Origin of the sequence: Streptomyces sp. NPDC021212 (assembly GCF_044332925.1) — a bacterium.
Lineage (GTDB): Bacteria > Actinomycetota > Actinomycetes > Streptomycetales > Streptomycetaceae > Streptomyces.
In genome coordinates, this window is record NZ_JBIRPZ010000006.1 from 504,123 (window position 1) to 521,946 (window position 17,824).

Annotated in this window: 15 protein-coding genes and 2 pseudogenes; 14 read left to right on the plus strand and 3 right to left on the minus strand. The window is 71.4% G+C overall.

Features of this window, described 5'->3' with window-relative positions; genetic code table 11:
• Positions 1-57 precede the first annotated feature (57 nt).
• The 8 genes and pseudogenes from ACH4SI_RS19415 to ACH4SI_RS19450 all read left to right on the plus strand — a co-directional run bounded on the left by ACH4SI_RS19415 (position 58) and on the right by ACH4SI_RS19450 (position 9,330).
• The gene (locus tag ACH4SI_RS19415) at positions 58-2,757 is read left to right on the plus strand and encodes a SpoIIE family protein phosphatase (protein ID WP_398297074.1); all 2,700 of its coding nucleotides are present in this window, start codon (positions 58-60) and stop codon (positions 2,755-2,757) included.
• Positions 2,758-2,817: 60 nt separating this feature from the next.
• Positions 2,818-3,201 (plus strand): ArsR/SmtB family transcription factor, encoded by a 384-nt coding sequence (locus ACH4SI_RS19420; protein ID WP_398297076.1) that lies wholly within the window; start codon positions 2,818-2,820, stop codon positions 3,199-3,201.
• Positions 3,198-3,827, plus strand: a complete 630-nt coding sequence (locus ACH4SI_RS19425; RefSeq protein WP_398297078.1) for an SRPBCC family protein — start codon at positions 3,198-3,200, stop codon at positions 3,825-3,827. The genes ACH4SI_RS19420 and ACH4SI_RS19425 overlap by 4 nt, the downstream gene beginning before the upstream one ends.
• Before the next feature lie 103 nt (positions 3,828-3,930).
• Positions 3,931-5,889, plus strand: a pseudogene (gene tap, locus ACH4SI_RS19430) (telomere-associated protein Tap); the annotation flags it as partial.
• Positions 5,890-5,950: 61 nt separating this feature from the next.
• Complete coding sequence (gene tpg, locus ACH4SI_RS19435; protein ID WP_398297132.1) at positions 5,951-6,508, plus strand: telomere-protecting terminal protein Tpg; 558 nt, start codon at positions 5,951-5,953, stop codon at positions 6,506-6,508.
• A 64-nt stretch (positions 6,509-6,572) separates the two neighbouring features.
• The gene (locus ACH4SI_RS19440) at positions 6,573-7,676 is read left to right on the plus strand and encodes a DUF4037 domain-containing protein (protein WP_398297080.1); all 1,104 of its coding nucleotides are present in this window, start codon (positions 6,573-6,575) and stop codon (positions 7,674-7,676) included.
• A 152-nt stretch (positions 7,677-7,828) separates the two neighbouring features.
• The gene (locus ACH4SI_RS19445; protein WP_398297082.1) at positions 7,829-8,236 is read left to right on the plus strand and encodes a RidA family protein; all 408 of its coding nucleotides are present in this window, start codon (positions 7,829-7,831) and stop codon (positions 8,234-8,236) included.
• 143 nt (positions 8,237-8,379) lie between these two features.
• On the plus strand, positions 8,380-9,330 hold the full coding sequence (locus ACH4SI_RS19450) for an SDR family NAD(P)-dependent oxidoreductase (protein ID WP_398297084.1): 951 nt from the start codon (positions 8,380-8,382) through the stop codon (positions 9,328-9,330).
• Positions 9,331-9,334: 4 nt separating this feature from the next.
• Here ACH4SI_RS19450 and ACH4SI_RS19455 read toward each other — a convergent pair whose 3' ends face one another.
• Positions 9,335-10,228: a virginiamycin B lyase gene (locus ACH4SI_RS19455; protein WP_398297086.1), complete on the minus strand. Its 894-nt coding sequence runs from the start codon at positions 10,226-10,228 to the stop codon at positions 9,335-9,337.
• Positions 10,229-10,385: 157 nt separating this feature from the next.
• On the opposite strand from ACH4SI_RS19455, the gene ACH4SI_RS19460 reads away from it, so the two are divergent.
• Complete coding sequence (locus ACH4SI_RS19460; protein WP_398297088.1) at positions 10,386-11,375, plus strand: alpha/beta fold hydrolase; 990 nt, start codon at positions 10,386-10,388, stop codon at positions 11,373-11,375.
• Here the strand turns inward: ACH4SI_RS19460 and ACH4SI_RS19465 are convergent.
• A complete protein-coding gene (locus ACH4SI_RS19465; protein WP_398297134.1) occupies positions 11,326-11,859 on the minus strand; it encodes an FAD-dependent oxidoreductase in 534 nt (177 codons plus the stop codon). The two genes, ACH4SI_RS19460 and ACH4SI_RS19465, sit on opposite strands and share 50 nt — an antisense overlap.
• A gap of 49 nt (positions 11,860-11,908) precedes the next feature.
• Positions 11,909-13,066: pseudogene (locus tag ACH4SI_RS19470) on the minus strand (condensation domain-containing protein); the annotation flags it as partial.
• 410 nt (positions 13,067-13,476) lie between these two features.
• On the opposite strand from ACH4SI_RS19470, the gene ACH4SI_RS19475 reads away from it, so the two are divergent.
• The 5 genes from ACH4SI_RS19475 to ACH4SI_RS19495 all read left to right on the plus strand — a co-directional run.
• Positions 13,477-14,838 carry an ATP-grasp domain-containing protein gene (locus ACH4SI_RS19475; RefSeq protein WP_398297090.1) on the plus strand — a complete coding sequence of 454 codons (1,362 nt, stop codon included), beginning with the start codon at positions 13,477-13,479 and terminating at the stop codon, positions 14,836-14,838.
• Positions 14,839-14,843: 5 nt separating this feature from the next.
• A complete protein-coding gene (lysA, locus tag ACH4SI_RS19480; protein WP_398297092.1) occupies positions 14,844-16,109 on the plus strand; it encodes a diaminopimelate decarboxylase in 1,266 nt (421 codons plus the stop codon).
• Between the two features lie 31 nt (positions 16,110-16,140).
• Entirely contained in the window at positions 16,141-16,413 is a 273-nt protein-coding gene (locus ACH4SI_RS19485; RefSeq protein ID WP_398297094.1) for an acyl carrier protein, read from the plus strand.
• Between the two features lie 58 nt (positions 16,414-16,471).
• Positions 16,472-17,317, plus strand: a complete 846-nt coding sequence (locus tag ACH4SI_RS19490; RefSeq protein WP_398297096.1) for a hypothetical protein — start codon at positions 16,472-16,474, stop codon at positions 17,315-17,317.
• The coding region (locus ACH4SI_RS19495) for a holo-ACP synthase (RefSeq protein WP_398297098.1) at positions 17,314-17,824 on the plus strand (511 nt) is incomplete at its 3' end. The genes ACH4SI_RS19490 and ACH4SI_RS19495, both read left to right, overlap by 4 nt.

Sequence of the window (17,824 nt, forward strand, 5' to 3'; positions counted from 1 at the left end):
GTGATCGGATTTTTCGGTCGATCGAAGCACTCCCGGCCTGTCCGGTCGCGGGGGCGTTTGCGCTCCCTGCTGGGCGTGCGCAGCATCGCCGGTCAGGTGTTTGCCGTGCAAGCGATCGTCGTCGTCATGCTCATCGCCGTGGCGACCCTCGCGCTCGTCCTCCAGGCCCGGAACGACAGCGAGCAGGAGGCCATCAACCGGTCGACCGCCGTGGCCCAGGCCTTCGCCGGCTCTCCGGGCACCGCGGAGGCGATGACATCCCGCCATCCGACCGCCGTGCTCCAGCCGCGGGCCGAGCAGGTCCGTAAGCGGGCGGGCCTGAACTTCGTCGTCGCGGCGAACCCCAAGGGCGTCCGCTACACCCACCCGCTGCCCCAGCAGATCGGCCATCAGCTCGTCGCCAACTACAAGCCCGCGCTGCGCGGGAAGGTCGTCACGGAGACGGTGCAGGGCCCGCTCGGCAAGGAAGTGCAGGCCACGGTCCCGATCCGGAGGGCCGACGGAAAGGTCGTCGGCGTGATCTGCGCCGGGATGACCGCCCATGACGTCAGCGGCCGGGTCACCCGCCAGCTGCCGCTGGTCCTCGGCGCGGCCGGGGGCGCGCTCGCCCTCGCCACCGCCGGTACCGCCCTGGTGGGGCGGCGGCTGCGGCGCCAGACCCACGGCCTGGGCCCGGCCCAGATGACCCGCATGTACGAGCACCACGACGCGGTGCTGCACTCCGTACGCGAGGGCGTGCTCATCGTCGACGGCCACGGCTGCCTCGTCCTCGTCAACGACGAGGCGAGCAGGCTGCTCGACCTGCCCCCGGACCCCGAGGGCCGCCCCGTCCGCGACCTGGGGCTGGAACCGCGCACCGCCGAGCTGCTGGCCTCCGGCCGGGTGGCCACCGACGAGGTGCATCTCGCGGGGGACCGGCTGCTGGCCGTCAACCAGCGCTCCACCCAGTGGAACGGCGGTCTCGCCGGCAGCGTCGCCACCCTCCGTGACACCACTGAACTCCGTGCGCTGTCCGGCCAGGCCGAGGTGGCGGAGAAGCGGCTGCGGCTGCTGTACGACTCGGGCGCGAAGATCGGCACCACCCTCGACATCTCCCGGACCACCGAGGAGCTGACCCGGTTCGCGGTGCCGTGGTTCGCCGACTTCGCCACCGTCGACCTGGTGGACCCGGTGATGCGCGGCGACGAGCCCGTGGGCGACGACATGGTGCGTACGGCCACCTTCGGCATCCGCGAGGACCACCCGCTGTGGCGGGTCGGCAAGCGGACGACGTACGTGCGCGGCGCGCCGCAGGCGCTCGGCTTCGGCGCCGGGCGGCCGGTGCTCGACGCCGACATCCGGGACTTCGCGGGATGGCAGGAGCAGGATCCCGAGCAGGCCGTACGGATCGTCGAGTACGGGATCCACTCCATGATCACCATTCCGCTGCGCGCCCGGGACGTCACCCTGGGCATCGCCACCTTCTGGCGTTCCGAGAAGTCCGAGCCGTTCGACCAGGAGGATGTGGCCCTCACCGAGGAGCTGGTCGCGCGCGCCGCCGTCGCCATCGACAACGCCCGCCGCTACACCCGCGAGCACTCCATGGCCGTCACCCTCCAGCGCAGCCTGCTGCCGCAGGGCCTGCCCGAGCAGGACGCCCTGGAGGTGGCGCACCGCTATCTGCCCGCCCAGGCCGGCGTCGGCGGCGACTGGTTCGATGTCATCCCGCTGCCCGGCGCCCGAGTCGCCCTGGTCGTCGGCGATGTCGTCGGCCACGGACTGCACGCCGCCGCCACCATGGGGCGGCTGCGGACCGCCGTGCACAACTTCTCCGCCCTGGACCTGCCGCCGGACGAGATCCTCACCCATCTCGACGAGCTGGTCACCCGCTTCGACCAGGACCAGGCCGCCGCGGAAACCGACGTCGCGCCGATCAGCGGTGCCACCTGTCTGTACGCGATCTACGACCCGGTCACCGGCCGCTGCACCATGGCCCGGGCGGGCCATCCGGGTCCTGCCCTGACGTACCCCGACGGCACCGTCACCTTCCCCGAGGTCCCCCTCGCCCCGCCGCTCGGCCTCGGCGGCGAACCCGTCGAGACGACCGAGCTGCTGCTGCCCGAGGGAAGCCGCCTGACCCTCTACACCGACGGCCTGGTCGCGGACCGCAACCGCGACCGGGACACCGGCCTCCGCCTCCTGCGCAGCACTCTGGCGGGCCATCCCGGGCGCGGCCCCGAGGAGATCTGCCGGGCCGTCTTCGATGCGATGACCTCCCCGCAGCCGAGGGACGACGTCGCCCTCCTCGTCGCCCGCACCCACCTGCTGGACCCCGACTCCGTCGCCGAGTGGGACGTCCCCTCCGACCCCGCCGCCGTCGCCGGAATCCGCTCCGAGGCCGCCCGGCGGCTGGCCGGATGGGGCCTTGAGGAGAGCGGCTTCACCACCGAACTCATCCTCAGCGAGCTGATCACCAACGCCATTCGCTACGGCACCGGCCCCATCAACGTCCGCCTCGTCCGCGACCGCAGCCTCATCTGCGAGGTGTCCGACGGCAGCAGCACCTCACCCCATCTGCGCCGCGCCGCCTCCACGGACGAGGGGGGCCGGGGCCTGTTCCTGGTGGCCCAGTTCGCCCAGCGCTGGGGCACCCGCTACACCCCCACCGGCAAGATCATCTGGGCCGAGCAGTCACTCACCGCCGCCGCCCCCGGCCCCGAACCCACCGAGGAGGACCTGCTCGCCCAGTGGGGCGATCTGGACGACGTCTCGACCTAGCCCTGCCGTTCCATTGTCTAAGTGTTGACTTATATAAGTCGCGGGTGAAATAGTCCTGACGTGCACGCATTCGACGTACTGGGAGATCCCGTACGGCGCCGGATACTCGAGCTGCTCGCCGAAGGCGAACAGACATCAGGCACCGTCAGCTCTACCATCCGCGCCGAGTTCGGCATCTCGCAGCCCGCGGTCTCACAGCATCTGCGCGTGCTGCGCGAGTCCGGATTCGCGTCGGTGCGGGCCGAGGGCACTCGGCGGCTGTATGCCGTCGAGGCCGAGCCCCTGCGCGAGGCCGACGCGTGGCTGGACCGGTTCCGCGGCTTCTGGGAGCAGCGGCTGGACGCCCTCGGCACCGAGCTGGCACGCGGGAAGCGAGAGCGGCGGCTGCGCGACGAGCACGGCGGCGACGCCCATCGCCGCACCGACAGGGAAGAGCAGCCATGAGCGACATCGTCGACCAGATCAACCACGTCCACCGCGCGGTCGGCAGCCGCGCCGTCCCCGAAGGCGACGCCCGCACCGTACTGCTGCGCCGCACCTACGACGCCGCGATCGAGGATGTCTGGGAGGCGTGCACCGACCGTGAGCGGATCGCCCGCTGGTTCCTGCCCGTCAGTGGCGACCTGCGACTCGGCGGCCACTACCAGCTGAAGGGCAACGCGGGCGGCGAGATCCTGCGCTGCGACCCCCCGCGACTGCTCGCGGTGAGCTGGCTGTTCGGCGAGAACCCCGGCTTCAGCGAGGTCGAGGTGCGGCTGACCGCCGACGGCGACGAGCGCACCGTGTTCGAGCTGGAGCACATCGCTGTCGTCCCCGCCGAGTTCTGGGACCGGTTCGGCCCCGGGGCCACCGGAGTCGGCTGGGACCTGGCCCTCCTCGGCCTCGGCCTGCACCTGCGCGGCGAATCGATCGACGACCCGGCCGCGTGGGAGGGATCGGACGAGGCGCGGGAGTATGCGACCCGCAGCAGCGAGGCCTGGGGCGCGGCGTACGAGGCGTCCGGCGCACCGGCCGACGTGGCGGCGGCCGCCGCCCGCGCCACCACGGGTTTCTACGCCCCCGAACGGTAGGCCACGCACACCGCCGGCCACTCCGCGCGGCTGTCCGCGATATGTGCGCCGGAAGTCCGCTCCTGTGTATAACGGGGGCGGGAGGCGTTCCATGTCCGAGTTGCGGCTGCGCAAGGCACACGGCCTGAGCCAGGAGCAGGTCGCCAAGGCATTGCAGGTGCGCCGCGCGACGGTGGTCAACTGGGAGAGCGGGAAGACCGATCCCCGGCCGCCGCAGCGCGAGGCATACGCCCACTTCCTGAGCGAACTGGCCAAGCTGTACCCGGCCCCGGCCCCGGCCCCGGCCCCGGCCCCGGCCCCCGAGGCGTCGCACCCTGCGCCTCCCGCACCCCCGGCCGTCCCCGTGTCTCCCCCCCCGCGGCACCGGCGGTCCCGCCGCCCGCGGAGGAGTCCGGACCGCCCACCCTGGAAACCACGCCGCCCGCCACGGAATCCGCGGCGCCCCACCGCCCGGCCCCGCGGCAGGCAACCCGGCACCGGCCCACCGGGCAATCCACGACGCGCAAGACTCCCGCAACACCGCCCGCCACCGCCCCGCCCGGCGGCACCGACCCCCGCTTCGCGAACGGCCCCCTGGCCGTCGTGGACGGCGACGGATCCGCGTACTGCACCGGCGGCCTCGTCCTCGACTGCCCGCTGAAGGACATCCCGACCCCGGTCACCTGGACCCTGACCGAGGGCCACTTGGGCGCCCCCCGGCTGCACCGCAACGGCAAGGACGCCGACCCCCTGCTCGTCCTCACCGCCTCCGCCGCCGAACGCCTCGGACTGCCCGCCGAACTGACGGACCGCCGCAACCTGCGACTGCCCCGAGGACCACAAGGCCGTCAAGCAGATCACCAGGGCCAAGTGGCAGCTCACCCGCCGCGGCTTCGGCCCCTGGGCCTGGGTCTACCGCCCGGCGCAGGGCAGCAGGCGCCACTGCGTCCAGTTCGCCGTCCTCCCCTGGGGCGCGCTCGACTCCCGCGCCTGGGGGAACGCCGACAAGTTCGCCCCGGCCGAACTGGCCCGCGTCCTGGGCGACTACGCCACCCGCGTCATCACCCCGCGCGGCACCACCGCCGTCACCGGGCTCGAGCTGATGACCGCCCTGCGCCCGCCCACCCGCGCCGTGAAGGACGAGGCGACCGGCACGTGGTCGTCCGGCCCGCAGCCCGGTTCGCTCACCGCGCCGGTCGACCCGGCGCCCCCGGAGGCACCGGACGAGCACCCCGTCGTCGCCCAGCTGTACCCGCGCGGCCACCAGCGCACCCCGGCCGAGACGCTGGACGAGGAGGCGTACGACTGGATCCGCGACCCCGAGCTGCTCACCGACGCCGAATGCGCGCACACCCATGCCGTGGGCATCGACGTCAACATGGCCTTCGCCGCCGCCGCCAACCGCCTCAACGTCGGGCTCGGGGCGCCCGAACACCTCAAGGGGCCCGCCTTCGACAAGGCGCTGCCCGGCAGCTGGCTGGTCGACCTCTCCCACATCGACCTCGACCCGCGCCTCCCGAACCCCTTCACCCCGCACGGCAACCGCCCCGAGGGCCCCGCCTGGTACGCCACGCCGACCGTCGCGTACGCCGTGGAACTCGGCCACGAGGTACGGCCCGCCGAAGCGTGGGTCCGCCCCGAAACAGGTCCCTACCTGGACGCCTGGTACACCCGGCTGCGCGACGCCTACATGGCCACCATGGAGCGGCTCGGCGTGGTGTCCGGCATGAGCCCGCAGGACTTCCTCGCCGCCATGGAGCGACACAAGCACGCCGACCCCGGGCAGGCCGCCGTCCTGTCCGCCATCAAGGCCACCGTCAAGGGCGGCATCGGCAAGCTCCGCGAACGGCCCCAGGGCGCCCGCTACCGCCCCGGCGAACGCTGGCCCGCCCTGGAGCGCCCCACCTGGCGCCCCGACATCCGCGCCGCCGTCATCTCCACCGCCCGGGTGAACATGCACCGCAAGATGCGCAAGTTCGCGGACGCCGGGCTCTTCCCCGTGGCCGTCCTTTCGGACTGCGTCGTCTACCTGTCCAACGGCCCGAGCCCGCTCGACTTCCTGCCGACGAGGGCCACAACCCCGCCCGCCACATCAAGGGCACCGACGCCGCGATCGACGGTGAGTAGGGAAGAGGACGAGCACGATGGGCATCATGGGCGACAGCCTCGACAAGGCCGCGGAGGCCACCTTCACCCGCCCCATCCCGAAGTCCGCCCCCGCGCAGATGCGTTTCCTGGTGAAGCAGGAGAAGGGCTCCACCAGGGCGGTCGCGCGACGGCTCGGCGTATCGCAGTGCACGGTCGAGCGCTACCTCACCGGCCAGTTCAAGCGCCCCCGCAAGGACCTCGCCGCCCGCCTCGCCGACGAGGTGCGCAAGGACTGGCAGCCCCGGGTGCGCGCCCGGGCCAGGAAGCAGGCCGCCACCGCCACCGGCATCGTCATCGAGACCCGGGCCCGCTTCGGCTTCACCGCCGCCCCCGGCTCCACCGACGACGGCCGCATCCGCCTGATCACCCAGCACCTGCCCCCCGCCTACGCGGCCCGCCTCTTCGAGGCCCAGTCCACCGGCGCCACCGAACAGCAACTCCGGGACATCGCCGCCGAAGGGCTCCAGGAGATCTACTTCAAGGACAGCGGCCGCCGCGCGGACGGTCTCCTGGTGGAGTTCACCGACATCGACTACGTGGAAATGGACTTCTGAACGACTGGCGCAGGACGCGGATAATCCATGGCGTCCTGGTGGGGGAGTCCAGCACAGTTGGTTCATGACGATCTCCGGGGCCAGGTTCATGCCCGGCATCGAGCTGTCCGAGGTCTTGTACGAGGAGGCGGTGCGACCGCTCCTCGAAGAGGCATTTCCCGGGTTGCGGTATGCGGCTGCCCGGGTCGGCAGCGGCTCCGAGGTGTTGGGCTTCGACACCCCGCGGTCGGCGGATCACGAGTGGGGCCCGCGACTGGAGATCTTCCTGACCGCCGCGGATCACGCTCGGCATGGTGCGGACATCCGCCGGATCCTGGCCGAGCGGCTGCCGAAGGAGGTGCGAGGCTGGCCCACCCACTTCCAGGAGAGCGACGATCCGCTCGACCCGGTCGGCCGCATGCGGCTGACCGACGGCCCCGTCAACCACCGCGTAGACGTGTACGACGTGCACGGGTGGCTGGCCGAGCGGCTCGGACCGGCTGCGGCCGAGGCGGGGCTCATCGCTCGTGAATGGCTGGCCATGCCGCAGCAGCGGCTCGCCGAGACCACCGGTGGTGCGGTGTTCCGCGACGCGCTCGGCACGCTCACCGCCGTGCGGAACAGGCTGGAGTGGTACCCGGAGCAGGTGTGGCGGTACCTGCTGGCGTGCCAGTGGCAGCGCGTCTCGCAGGAAGAGGCGTTCGTGGGGCGGTGCGCGGAAGTCGGTGACGACATCGGCTCGGCCGTCGTGGCCGCCCGTCTGGTGCGGGACGTGATGCGTCTGTGCCTGCTTCTGGAGCGTCGATACGCCCCCTACGGCAAGTGGCTCGGCAGCGCGTTCAGCCGACTGCCGGTGGCCGAGTCGCTCACCCCGGCGCTGCGCGGTGTGCTGACGGCGACGGACTACGCGACGCGGGAGGCGCACCTGTGCGATGTCTACGAGTCCGTCGCCGCACAGCAGAACGCGTCCGGACTCATCGCGCCGGTGGACCCCAAGCCCCGGCCCTACCATGCGCGTCCGTTCCTGGTCCTGCACGCCGAGCGCTTCGCACAGGCGCTCGCGCGAACCGTCACGGACCCGGAGCTGCGCACGTTGCCTCTGGTGGGAAGTGTGGACCAGTGGGCGGACAATACCGACCTTCTCCAGCAGCCCCACGCCATTCAGGCCGCAACGCACGCGATCGGATGACGTTCATCGGCCGAGCCGCCCGTGAACTGCATGGTCACCACGAGGTGACTCAGTCACGGAAAAGTGCGTTCTTCCATGTCGACGGACACTCTCCTACGGTTCCCGAGTAACCACTGGAGACCACAGGTCACAGGAGAAGGAGAGTCGGCACCATGCCCATCACTCTGGTAAATCCCAGCGAATTGCCCGCCATCGACGTCTACCGGCAGGTGTCGATCGCCTCCGGGTCGAAGTTGGTCTTCATCGCCGGGCAGGTCGCCTGGGATGCCGAGGGGACCACGGTCGGCAAGGGCGACCTCGCCGCGCAGGTCGAGCAGTGCTACCTCAACATCGCCACCGCCCTCGCCGCGGCCGGCGGCTCCTTCGACGACGTGGCGAAACTGACCGTCTACGTCGTCGACTGGACCCCCGACCAGATGCCCACCCTCCTGGAGGGGATCTCCCGGGCGGGCGCGAAGCTGGGGGGCACTCCGGTGCCGCCGGCCACGCTGCTGGGCGTCGCGGCACTGGACGTGCCCGACCATCTCGTCGAGATCGAAGCCACCGCGGTCCTCGACTGAGCGGGCTGTCGGCGATCCGTAGCCGCTTCGTCGCCGATGTGTCGGTGGCCGCTGGGATCTTCGACGGCAGGGCGCTCATCCCGGGCGTCCGCCTTACGGCCCGCGGGCGGTAAGGACCCTCTGCCGCAAGGGAGCTTGCCGCCATGCCGTCCGTGTCCTCCACCCCGCCCTGGGATGTCCATCGGCTGCCGCGTGCCGACGGCCGCGTCTTCCTGGTCACCGGCGGCAACGCGGGCATCGGGTACTTCATCGCGGAGCAGTTGTCCGCGACCGGAGCCACCGTCGTGCTGGGCAGCCGCAGCCCGATGAAGGCCGAAGCCGCGATGGCCGCGATCCGTGAGCGTGTCCCCGAAGCGCGGGTGCGGGTCCTGCGGCTGGACCTCGCCGACCTCGCCTCGCTCGAAACCGCGGTGGACGCCCTGGGGTCGGCACACCTCGACGCGGTGGTCCACAACGCCGGGGTCGCCCTCGACGCCCCGCCGCGCCGCACGACCGTGGACGGCCACGAGCTGATGTTCGGCACCAACCATCTGGGACACTTCGCGCTGACCCGATGGCTGATGCCGCTGCTGTCGGCCGCACCGGCGGGCCGCGTCGTCACCATGGGCAGCTTCGCGGCCAAGACCGAACGGCTTGACCTGGACGACCCGCAGTCCCGGCAGGACTACCGGCCGGGGCGCACCTACGGACGGTCGAAGCTGGCGCAGATGTACTTCGGCCTCGAACTCGACCGCCGTCTGCGCGCCGCCGGCAGCACGGTGGCGAGCGTGGTGGTCCACCCCGGCGGGGCCCTCGACGCCCTCACCCCGTCGCGGCCACCCGTGCACGTACGGTCGTTGGGCGCCCGGCTGCGCGGGGCGCCCGCCGGGGTCGTCCTCCAGGGCAAGCACGCCGGGGCGTGGCCCGCGGTGCGAGCGGTGCTCGATCCCGCCGTGCGCGGCGGGCAGTTGTGGGGGCCGCGCGCTTTCAGCCTGCGCGGCAGACCCCGCACCGAGCCGATGTGGCCTCACCTCACCGACACCGCCGTGGCCGCGCAGCTGTGGGACATGAGCCGCACCATGACCGGCGTCGACCCGGTCGGCTTCTCCGGATAGCCCGTCACGGATCGACCCGGGCCACGGCGCCCGTCTCGAGAGCCACCCAGAGCGCCCCGTCCGGCCCTACGGCGATGCCGTGTGGTTCCGAGGACGGCGATGGCAGGTCGTACTCGGAGATCTCCCCGTCGGCCGTGATGCGGCCGACGCGGTTGGCGCCCCATTCGGTGAACCAGCACTCTCCGGCGGACACCGCCACAATGGCGTGCGGCTTGGCCGTTCGGTCGGGGAGCGGGAACTCCTCGATCCCGCCGTCCACCGCGATCCGGCCGATCCGGCCCGCCGCGATCTCGACGAACCACAGGGCGTCGCCGTCGCAGGTGATCCCCACCGGCCCGGCGTCGGGCGTGGGCAGCGGATGGAGGGCGACATCACCGTCCACCGCGATCCGGCCGATGGCGTTCGCCTGGTTGAGGGTGAACCACAGCGCGCCGTCCGGGCCCGCCGTTATCGCCGAGGGGAACGCTCCCTCGACCGGCAGGGTGAACTCGGTGATCCCGCCGTCGACCTCGACGCGGCCGATGCGGTCGGTGTTCATTTCCGTGAACCACAGCGCGTCGTCCGGACCGGTGGTGATGCCGAACGGCGCGCTCCCGGGCGTCGGCACGGCGTAGGCATCGGACCGGCCGTCAGTCGTGATGCGGCCGATCCGGTGGTCCTGGGACCGGGTGAACCACAACGCCCCGTCAGGGCCGGCGGTGACAATCATCGGTCGGCACGCGGGCGAATCCAGATCGTACGTGGTGAGGGCGCCGTCGACGGTGAGCCGCGCGATCTGGCCGCTGTGCACGAGGGTCAGCCACAGGGCGCCATCGGGGCCGGTGGCGAGCGTGTACGGGCCCGACCGCTCGTCCGCCACGGGGAACTCCCGGACGGAGGGCGAAGTGGAATGTGGCACAGAGGCTCCTCCCCGAGCGGCGGCGTTCACCTGCCGCACCCTGCACGTCGGGACGGGGCGTACGCAACCACTTTCCGCGTCGTGCACGTGGCCACCAACGCGTGCATATAGCATCGTTACTCAGCAGTAGAGCGCCGCAACCGGAAGAGGAATCACAGTGCACAGCCCGGTCAAGCATGACGTCGTCGAAGTGAACGGAGTGCGGTTGCACATCGCGGAGCAGGGGCAGGGACCGCTGGTCCTGCTGCTGCACGGCTTCCCGGAGAGCTGGTACTCCTGGCGTCACCAGTTCGCCCCCCTGGCCGAGGCCGGATACCGCGTGGTCGCCCCCGACCAGCGCGGCTACGCCCGCAGCGAGCAGCCCGAGGACATCGCCTCCTACAGCCTGCTCCACCTGGCCGGCGATGTGATCGGGCTGATCCGCGCCCTCGGCGAGGAGCAGGCGGTGGTCGTCGGACACGACTGGGGCGCACCGGTCGCCTGGACCACGGCGATGCTGCGCCCCGATGTCGTACGTGCCGTGGCCGGGCTGAGCGTCCCGCCGGCGCTGCCCGCCGGAATGGCGCCGCCCTCGGCCACCCGGACGTACTACGGCGAGGGTTTCTACCAGAACTACTTCCAGCAACCCGGCGTCGCCGACGTTGAGTTGGGGCAGGACATCGCCTCGTCCCTCCGCCGCATCCTGTTCAGCGGCTCCGGGGACAACCCGAGGAACGAGCGGCCCCGGCCCTGGGTCATCCCCGAGGGCAAGACCCTGCTGGACACCGTGCCCGAACCGGACCGGCTGCCCGGCTGGCTCACCGAAGCGGACATCGAGGTTTTCGCCCGCGACTACGCGGAACACGGCACCCGGGCCTTCACCGGTCCCCTCAACTGGTACCGCAACATCGAGCGCAACCAGGAACTCCTCGCCCCCTTCCGCGGCCGTGGCATCGAGGTGCCCGCGCTGTACATGGTGGGCGACCGCGACCTGGTCACCTCGTTCCGTGGCGTGAACACCCTGCGCGCCTCACTGCGCCGGATCGTCCCCCGGCTGCACGACGACGTGACCCTGCACGGCTGCGGCCACTGGACCCAGCAGGAGCGCCCGGACGAAGTCAACGCCGCGCTGCGGGATTTCCTCGCCCACCTGGACGGCCGCGACTGACCGACGCGGCGGGGCCGGGGAAGGCCAGCGAGCCCTCCCGGAGTCCGGTGAGCCGCTTCGTCGGCAGGAACCGGAAGTACGCGTCACGCATGGGCCTGCGAAAGGGGTTCGTCGCCTGCTCGATCGCACTGATCGACCGGGCCGCCGTCACGACGTCGCTGGTCCGCTGACGGCGCTCGTCCTCGTAATCCCGCAGCGCCCGGAGGGGGTCGGCGGTCCTGGCCAGATGCCGCGAGAGCACCACCGCGTCCTCTATCGCCATACCCGAGCCCTGGCCGAGGCTGGGAAGCATGGGGTGCGCGGCGTCGCCGAGCAGCGTCACCGGACCCCGGCCCCAGCTGTCGAGGAAGACGCGGTCGTGGGACGGGGTCGTCAGGATCGATTCTTCGGGCGTCTGCCGGATCGCCTGCCGCACTTCGTCCGCCCAGCCCGCATAAGCGATGCCGGGCGACCGCGGGGATGGGGAGGTCCGCGTCGAAGACATCGCCCGCGTACTCCAGGTGGATCCGCAGATCGGAGTCGTCCTCCGGGGCCTGGACGACGACGTAGAGGGCGTCCTGCGGGTGCCGCGGAACGAACATCAGCAGGTCCCGGACGATGCCCGGCGGCACCGTGGCCCGGGGGAAGCGCAGATAGGTGAGCGTGATGTCGAACGGCTGGCGCGAGGGCCCGCCGCCCGGCGGGGCCGGCAGGGAGCGGACCAGGTCCCCGAGGGTGATCCGCTGGTGCGGCCGCGTCTGCTCGACCGTCGTCCCGATCTCGGCGGCCAGCTCGCGCAGCGTCGCCCCGGGGCGTATCGCCACCGGCAACGGGAGGTTGTTCGCGAGCGGGGCGACGACTCCGCGCTCCGCCGCGGTGCGGCGGTTGAGGAACGGCACGCCGAGCACTATGCCGTCGGTGCGGTGGATCCGGGCGGCGTACGTGGCGAACGCCGCGGCGAGGTAGGCGAAGGGTGAGCTGCCGCCCTTCCGTAAGCGCTTCACCAGGGCGGCGTCGATGGTGAACGTGTACCGGCGCCTCGGCGGGCGCCGGTCGTACCGTGCGCTCCTCGGGCCGGCGGGGGGCGTGCTCCGTGGGAAGAGGGCGGGACTCGCGCGCGTCAGGGCCGCACCGTGGTGGACGAGGTCCCGCTCGTGGTCCTCGGATTTCTGGTAGTCGGCGTCCGCCGCGACGGTCTCGGCGTAGGTGGTGCCGGGGCCCGGGGACGGCTGTCGCCGTCCGTCCGTCAGCAGGGCGTATTCCGTCCACATCTCGGTGCTGACCAGGTTGAGCGACCAGCCGTCCACGATCAGATGGTGGGCCTTGAGCAGCAGATGGACGACCTCGTCGCTCTCGCGCAGCAGCAGGGCGGTGAAGAGGCGGGAGCCGGTCGGCACGAATGGCTCGGCGATGAGACGATCACGCCAGGTTTCGAAGGCGACGGCCGGTTCGGGTCCGTCCGAGAGGTCGACCTGGTCGACCCATGAGCACTCGTCGCGCCTCTCGATCCACTGGTAGGGGACTCCCTCGTCTTCGCCGAAGCGCACGCTGAAGGCATCGTGCCGGCGCAGCACCCGCGTGAGGCTCGTGCGCAGCGCCTCGGTATCCAGGGGACCGGTGAGTCGTTCATGGACGACGATATTGAATTGCGGGTCGCCCGGGTTCTGGGCCTGGCCGGTCCAGATTTCGCGCTGATTCAACGTCAGCGGCATGCGATTCACATTTCCCACGGACTTCCTCCTTCGCTTTCCGGCCGGTCGGGTTCGCCGGGATCGGGCATGGATGGAATGTCGGCTGGGGCGCACGGCACGGCACGGCACGGCCACGGTCCCGGGACGGCGCCGGCCCGCGCGGGGGCACGTGGCGGGGCCGCGGTCGGATGTGTTGCGGGGAGATGGTACGCACCAGGGCGGAGTGCGAGAACGCCAAGTCCAGGAACCTTGTGGGTACCGTAAGGGACCACCGAAGTGCTTGCGGGGGGCACCACAGCCTTTGCCGGGAGCTATTGCCGGTGTGTCTCCCCGTGCTCTGTACTTCTGAGTGTGATTCCACGCGCTGAACGTTCGCGACCATCAATCCTGTCGTGAGTGGCAATCCCCTGCACAGGAAGGTGTGAATGGCTATGAGCGGTGCCTATTTACGTGGCCTCAAGGGGTCGCTGACCGGAAAACCCGACGCCCGGCTGGTCTTTCTCTGCAATTTTGAGGTCGAGCACGCATGGGCGCGCAATTACGTCGGACTGCCGATACCGAGACTGGCGTCGGCTCCCGCCACCGTGCAGCGCATGGAGGAACTCGGCGCCCTGCTGGCCGGAAGCGGCGACGTGATCTGCCTGGGCGAGCCGCTCGACCCCGGCTTCAAGCAGTACGCCACCGGCCTCGGCTTCCAGCTGCCGACCGAGCTCGTCGTCCCCCAGGGCGAGCCCGGTACCAGCACCGGCGAACGCATTCTGGCCTCGCCGGAGACGCTGCGGCGCCTGGCCGACCTGGCCGACGGCCGGACCTATCTGATGCCGATGGGCACCTCTGCCACCGAGCAGAAGATCTCCGAGTCGACCGGCCTGCCGCTGGCCGTCCCGGACAGCGACACGATGGAGCGGGTCAACGGGAAGATCTACGGACGGCGTCTGGTCGAGGAACTGGGCATCCGTCCGGTGCCCGGCGAGTGCTGCGAGACGGTGGACGAGCTCACGGCGGCGGTCCGGCGCGGTCTCGATGAGCGCCAGCCGCTCATAGTCAAGGAGTCGTACGGGGTCTCCGGCAAGGGACTGATCGTGCTGGACACGCCCGTCAAGGCCGAACGTCTGCTGCGGATGGTCGGACAGCGGGCGGCCCGTACCGGTTCCAGCGCCATCCACGTGGTGGTCGAGAGGTTCCTGGACAAGAAGTGCGATCTGAACTACCAGTTCACCATCGACCGCGCGGGAGGGACCCACCTCGACTTCGTCAAGGAGGCGCAGACCTCGGGGGGTGTACACCTCGGCCATGTGATGCCGACCCGCCTCGGCGCGGCTCATCTGGCGGAGCTGGAGGACACGGCGGCCCGGGTCGGGAAGCGGCTGCACGCGGACGGACTGTTCGGCGTGGTCGGGGTGGACGCCATCCTCGGCGCCGACGACACGCTCTACCCCGTGCTGGAGATCAACGCCCGGTTGAACATGTCCAGTTACCAGGGGCCGGTCACCGAGCGGTTTCTCTCCTCCGGCGCCGCGCTGGCCAAGCACTACACGCTGGACCTCGAGGCCCCGCTCCGGTTCCACGAGATCGAGTCGGTCCTCGGCCCGCTGACACCGCGCGGACCGGGCGGCGCCGGTGTCGTGGTCACCTGCTTCGGAACGGTCAACGCCGAGGCCCACCGGCGGCCCCCGTTCGAAGGTCGCCTCTACACCCTGCTGTTCGCCCAGGACCGCGATGCCCTGACCGCCCTCGACGCCCAGGTGCGCGACGCGCTCGGCGCCGTGCCGACGATAGAAGAAATCCGGTGAATGCGATGGAGTTCGAGATTCAGGGCGTGCCGGTATCCGAGCTCGCCCGCGAGTACGGCACCCCCCTGTACGTCTACGACGCCGAGGTCCTGCGCACCAACTTCCAGCGGCTGCGTGAGAACCTGCACCCGGCGGTCGATGTCTTCTTCTCCCTCAAGGCGAACCCGAACATCAGCATCTGCTCCTACCTCGGCTCGCTGGGGGCCGGCGCCGAGGTGTCCTCGCTGACGGAGCTGATCACGGCGCAGCGCGCCGGCGTCGCCCCGGAGAACATCATCTTCCTCGGCCCGGGCAAGACCACCAACGAACTGCGCGCCTGCCTCGAGGCCGGTCTGCACGCCGTCGTATGCGAGTCGCTGGAGGAACTGGAGGCGCTCGACGCCCTGGCCGTCGAGGCCGGCCTGACCGACGTACCGGTGCTGCTGCGGATGAACCCCGACTTCCAGACCAAGGGAGGAGGGCTCTCGATGGGAGGCAAGCCACGGCAGTTCGGGGTGGACCTGGCGGTGCTGCGGCAGTCGGCCGCCACGCTGGTCCGGCGCCTCCGGTCCACGCGGGTGATCGGGGTCCACGCGTACATGGGGACCCGCATCCTCGACTACTCCGACGTCGTCAACAACACCACCAACATCCTCTCCATCGCCGAGGAGCTGTGCGAAGAGCTCGGCGTCCCGCTGCGGACCGTGGACTTCGGCGGTGGCCTGGGCGTGCCGTACTTCGACAACGAGAAGGAACTCGATCTCAACGCCCTGCACGGCGAGGTCAACGCGGTGATCGAGCAGTTCGTCGAGCGCCGCCCGGAGACCCGGCTGATCATGGAGTTGGGCCGCTACCTCACCGCGGTGGCCGGCACCTACGTGGTGCGTGTGCTCTACGTCAAGGAGTCGATGGGGGAGCGCTTCGCGGTCGCCGACGGCGGTACCAACCACCACATGGCCGCGGTCGGCGTGGGCAGCTTCGTCAAGCGCAACTTCCCCATCCGGTCGCTGAGCCGCTACCACGACCCGGCGACCTCCCCCATCACGGTCACCGGACCGCTGTGCACCCCCAACGACGTGATCGGCAAGCGGGTGGCGCTGCCTCCCGTCTCGCCCGGCGACCTGCTGGGGGTCGAGCGGTCCGGCGCGTACGGGCCGACCGCCTCGCCCGTGCTCTTCCTGAGCCACGGCTACCCGGCCGAGGTTCTCGTCCACGACGGGACGCCGCACCTCATCGCCCGCCGGGACACCCCCGCGGACCTGCTGAACCGGCAGCACCTGGTCCGCTTCTAGCCACATCCCTTACGACCCGAACGGAGTTCCCATGGACCGCAACGAACTCGTCCACCAGATCGAGTCCGCTCTGAGCGAGGCTCTCGAACGCCCGGTTGACGGCCTGTCGGAGGACGTCCGGCTGTTCGACGACATGCACCTCGACTCCACCTCCGTACTGGAGGTCCTCATGACGCTGGAGGACTCGGTCGGGGTGGAGGTCGACCCCGAGCAGCTGGAGATGACGGACTTCGCCACCGTCGGCAGCTTCACCGACTACCTGCTCCGGCAGATGCCGGCCGCGGCGGACCAGGCCGTCGGCTAGCCGGGCCGGGACGCCCGGTGACGTCCTCGACCTCAGAAGTCTTCCAGGAAGGATCCTGATGCCCGGCAGCACACTGGCGGTACGGCACGGGGCGGCGGTCCTCGCCCCGCGCCGTACCGTGCGCCCTGAGTTCTCCATCATGGCGGAGTACGACCGCGACCTCCTCACGTCCTTCGGCCAGAGCCCGGAACCGGTGTCGGCCGGGGACCGGCCGGTGGTCACCCACACCGATCTGGTCCAGCGGTTGCTCGACGGCGATCCACTCGGACCCGTGGAGCCGGACCTCGTGATGGTGTCCTACGCCCTGCCCGATGTGCACCCCTTCACCACCACCTCCACCCATATGAACCGGGTGTTCGGCAACCGCGCGGCGAGCTTCGCGATCGCCGAGCAGGGACTGGCGGCGCCCTTCTCGGCGCTTCGCGTCGCCGCCGCCTACAGCCGGCTCGGCTACTGCGACCAAGCCGTGCTGGCGGTGCTGGAGCAGACCGCACTGCCCAACCATGACCCGCTGGTGGACAGCGCGGATCTGGTCGACTCCGGTGTGCTGCTGCTGTTGCAGGCCGGCCACGAGGGACCGGGTCTGGACGTGCACGACGTGTGGACCCAGCGCAGACCGGACGACTGCGCCCGCCGGCTCGCCGACGTGACCGCCTCGGCCCCGTCCGGCACGGCGCTGCTCGTCGAAGGCCCGCGGGGCGGGCACGACCTCCCGGCGGACGGCGTGGAGGTCCACCGGCACACCGAACGGACCTACTGCACGAGCGTCTGGTTGGAGCTGGCGCAAAACCCCCAGTGGGCCGGGCAGTACGCCACGGTCGTCCTGCACGACACCGACCCGCGCTCGGGGACCTGCTCGGCGGCGGTCCTGCGGACCGCCGCGCACCCGGAGTCCTCACCGTGAGCCGGGCCACGAGCGGGGCCGGGCCCCCGTTCGTCGGGGTCGACCTGCTCCGCATCGGCGAACTCGACCGGCTGGCGCACCGCGGGTGGTTCCGCCACCTGCTGTACTCGGCCCGGGAACGCCGGGAGGCCGGGACGCTGGCTCCCAGTCGGCGCCGGGAGTTCCTGGCCGGCCGATTCGCCGCGAAGGAGGCGGTGCTCAAAGTGCTGGGCGTCGGACTGCTCGCGGGCGTCCCGGCCTGGCAGATCGACATCGGCCGGTCCGAGGACGGCGCCCCCCTGGTGCGGCTGGCCGACGCCGCCGCGCGCCGGGCCGCCGACATCGGCGTGGACCGGATCGCTCTGTCGATCTCGCACAAGGAAGACCTGGTCATCGCCGTCGCGGTGGGCTGGCCGGGGGGCGGGGGGGGGGGGGGCGGCCGCCCCGCCGCCCGGGGGGGGGGGGGGGGGGGCGGCCGCGGGGGGGGGCGGGCGGCGCGGGCTCGGGGCGGGCGCCCGACGGAGACGT

Coding starts and splice junctions, on each gene's coding strand:
- ACH4SI_RS19425 (WP_398297078.1), top strand. CDS start 3,198: ATGAGCGACATCGTCGACCAGATCAACCACGTCCACCGCGCGGTCGGC.
- tpg (WP_398297132.1), top strand. CDS start 5,951: ATGGGCATCATGGGCGACAGCCTCGACAAGGCCGCGGAGGCCACCTTC.
- ACH4SI_RS19440 (WP_398297080.1), top strand. CDS start 6,573: ATGACGATCTCCGGGGCCAGGTTCATGCCCGGCATCGAGCTGTCCGAG.
- ACH4SI_RS19445 (WP_398297082.1), top strand. CDS start 7,829: ATGCCCATCACTCTGGTAAATCCCAGCGAATTGCCCGCCATCGACGTC.
- ACH4SI_RS19450 (WP_398297084.1), top strand. CDS start 8,380: ATGCCGTCCGTGTCCTCCACCCCGCCCTGGGATGTCCATCGGCTGCCG.
- ACH4SI_RS19465 (WP_398297134.1), bottom strand. CDS start 11,859: ATGTCTTCGACGCGGACCTCCCCATCCCCGCGGTCGCCCGGCATCGCT.
- ACH4SI_RS19475 (WP_398297090.1), top strand. CDS start 13,477: ATGAGCGGTGCCTATTTACGTGGCCTCAAGGGGTCGCTGACCGGAAAA.
- lysA (WP_398297092.1), top strand. CDS start 14,844: ATGGAGTTCGAGATTCAGGGCGTGCCGGTATCCGAGCTCGCCCGCGAG.
- ACH4SI_RS19485 (WP_398297094.1), top strand. CDS start 16,141: ATGGACCGCAACGAACTCGTCCACCAGATCGAGTCCGCTCTGAGCGAG.
- ACH4SI_RS19490 (WP_398297096.1), top strand. CDS start 16,472: ATGCCCGGCAGCACACTGGCGGTACGGCACGGGGCGGCGGTCCTCGCC.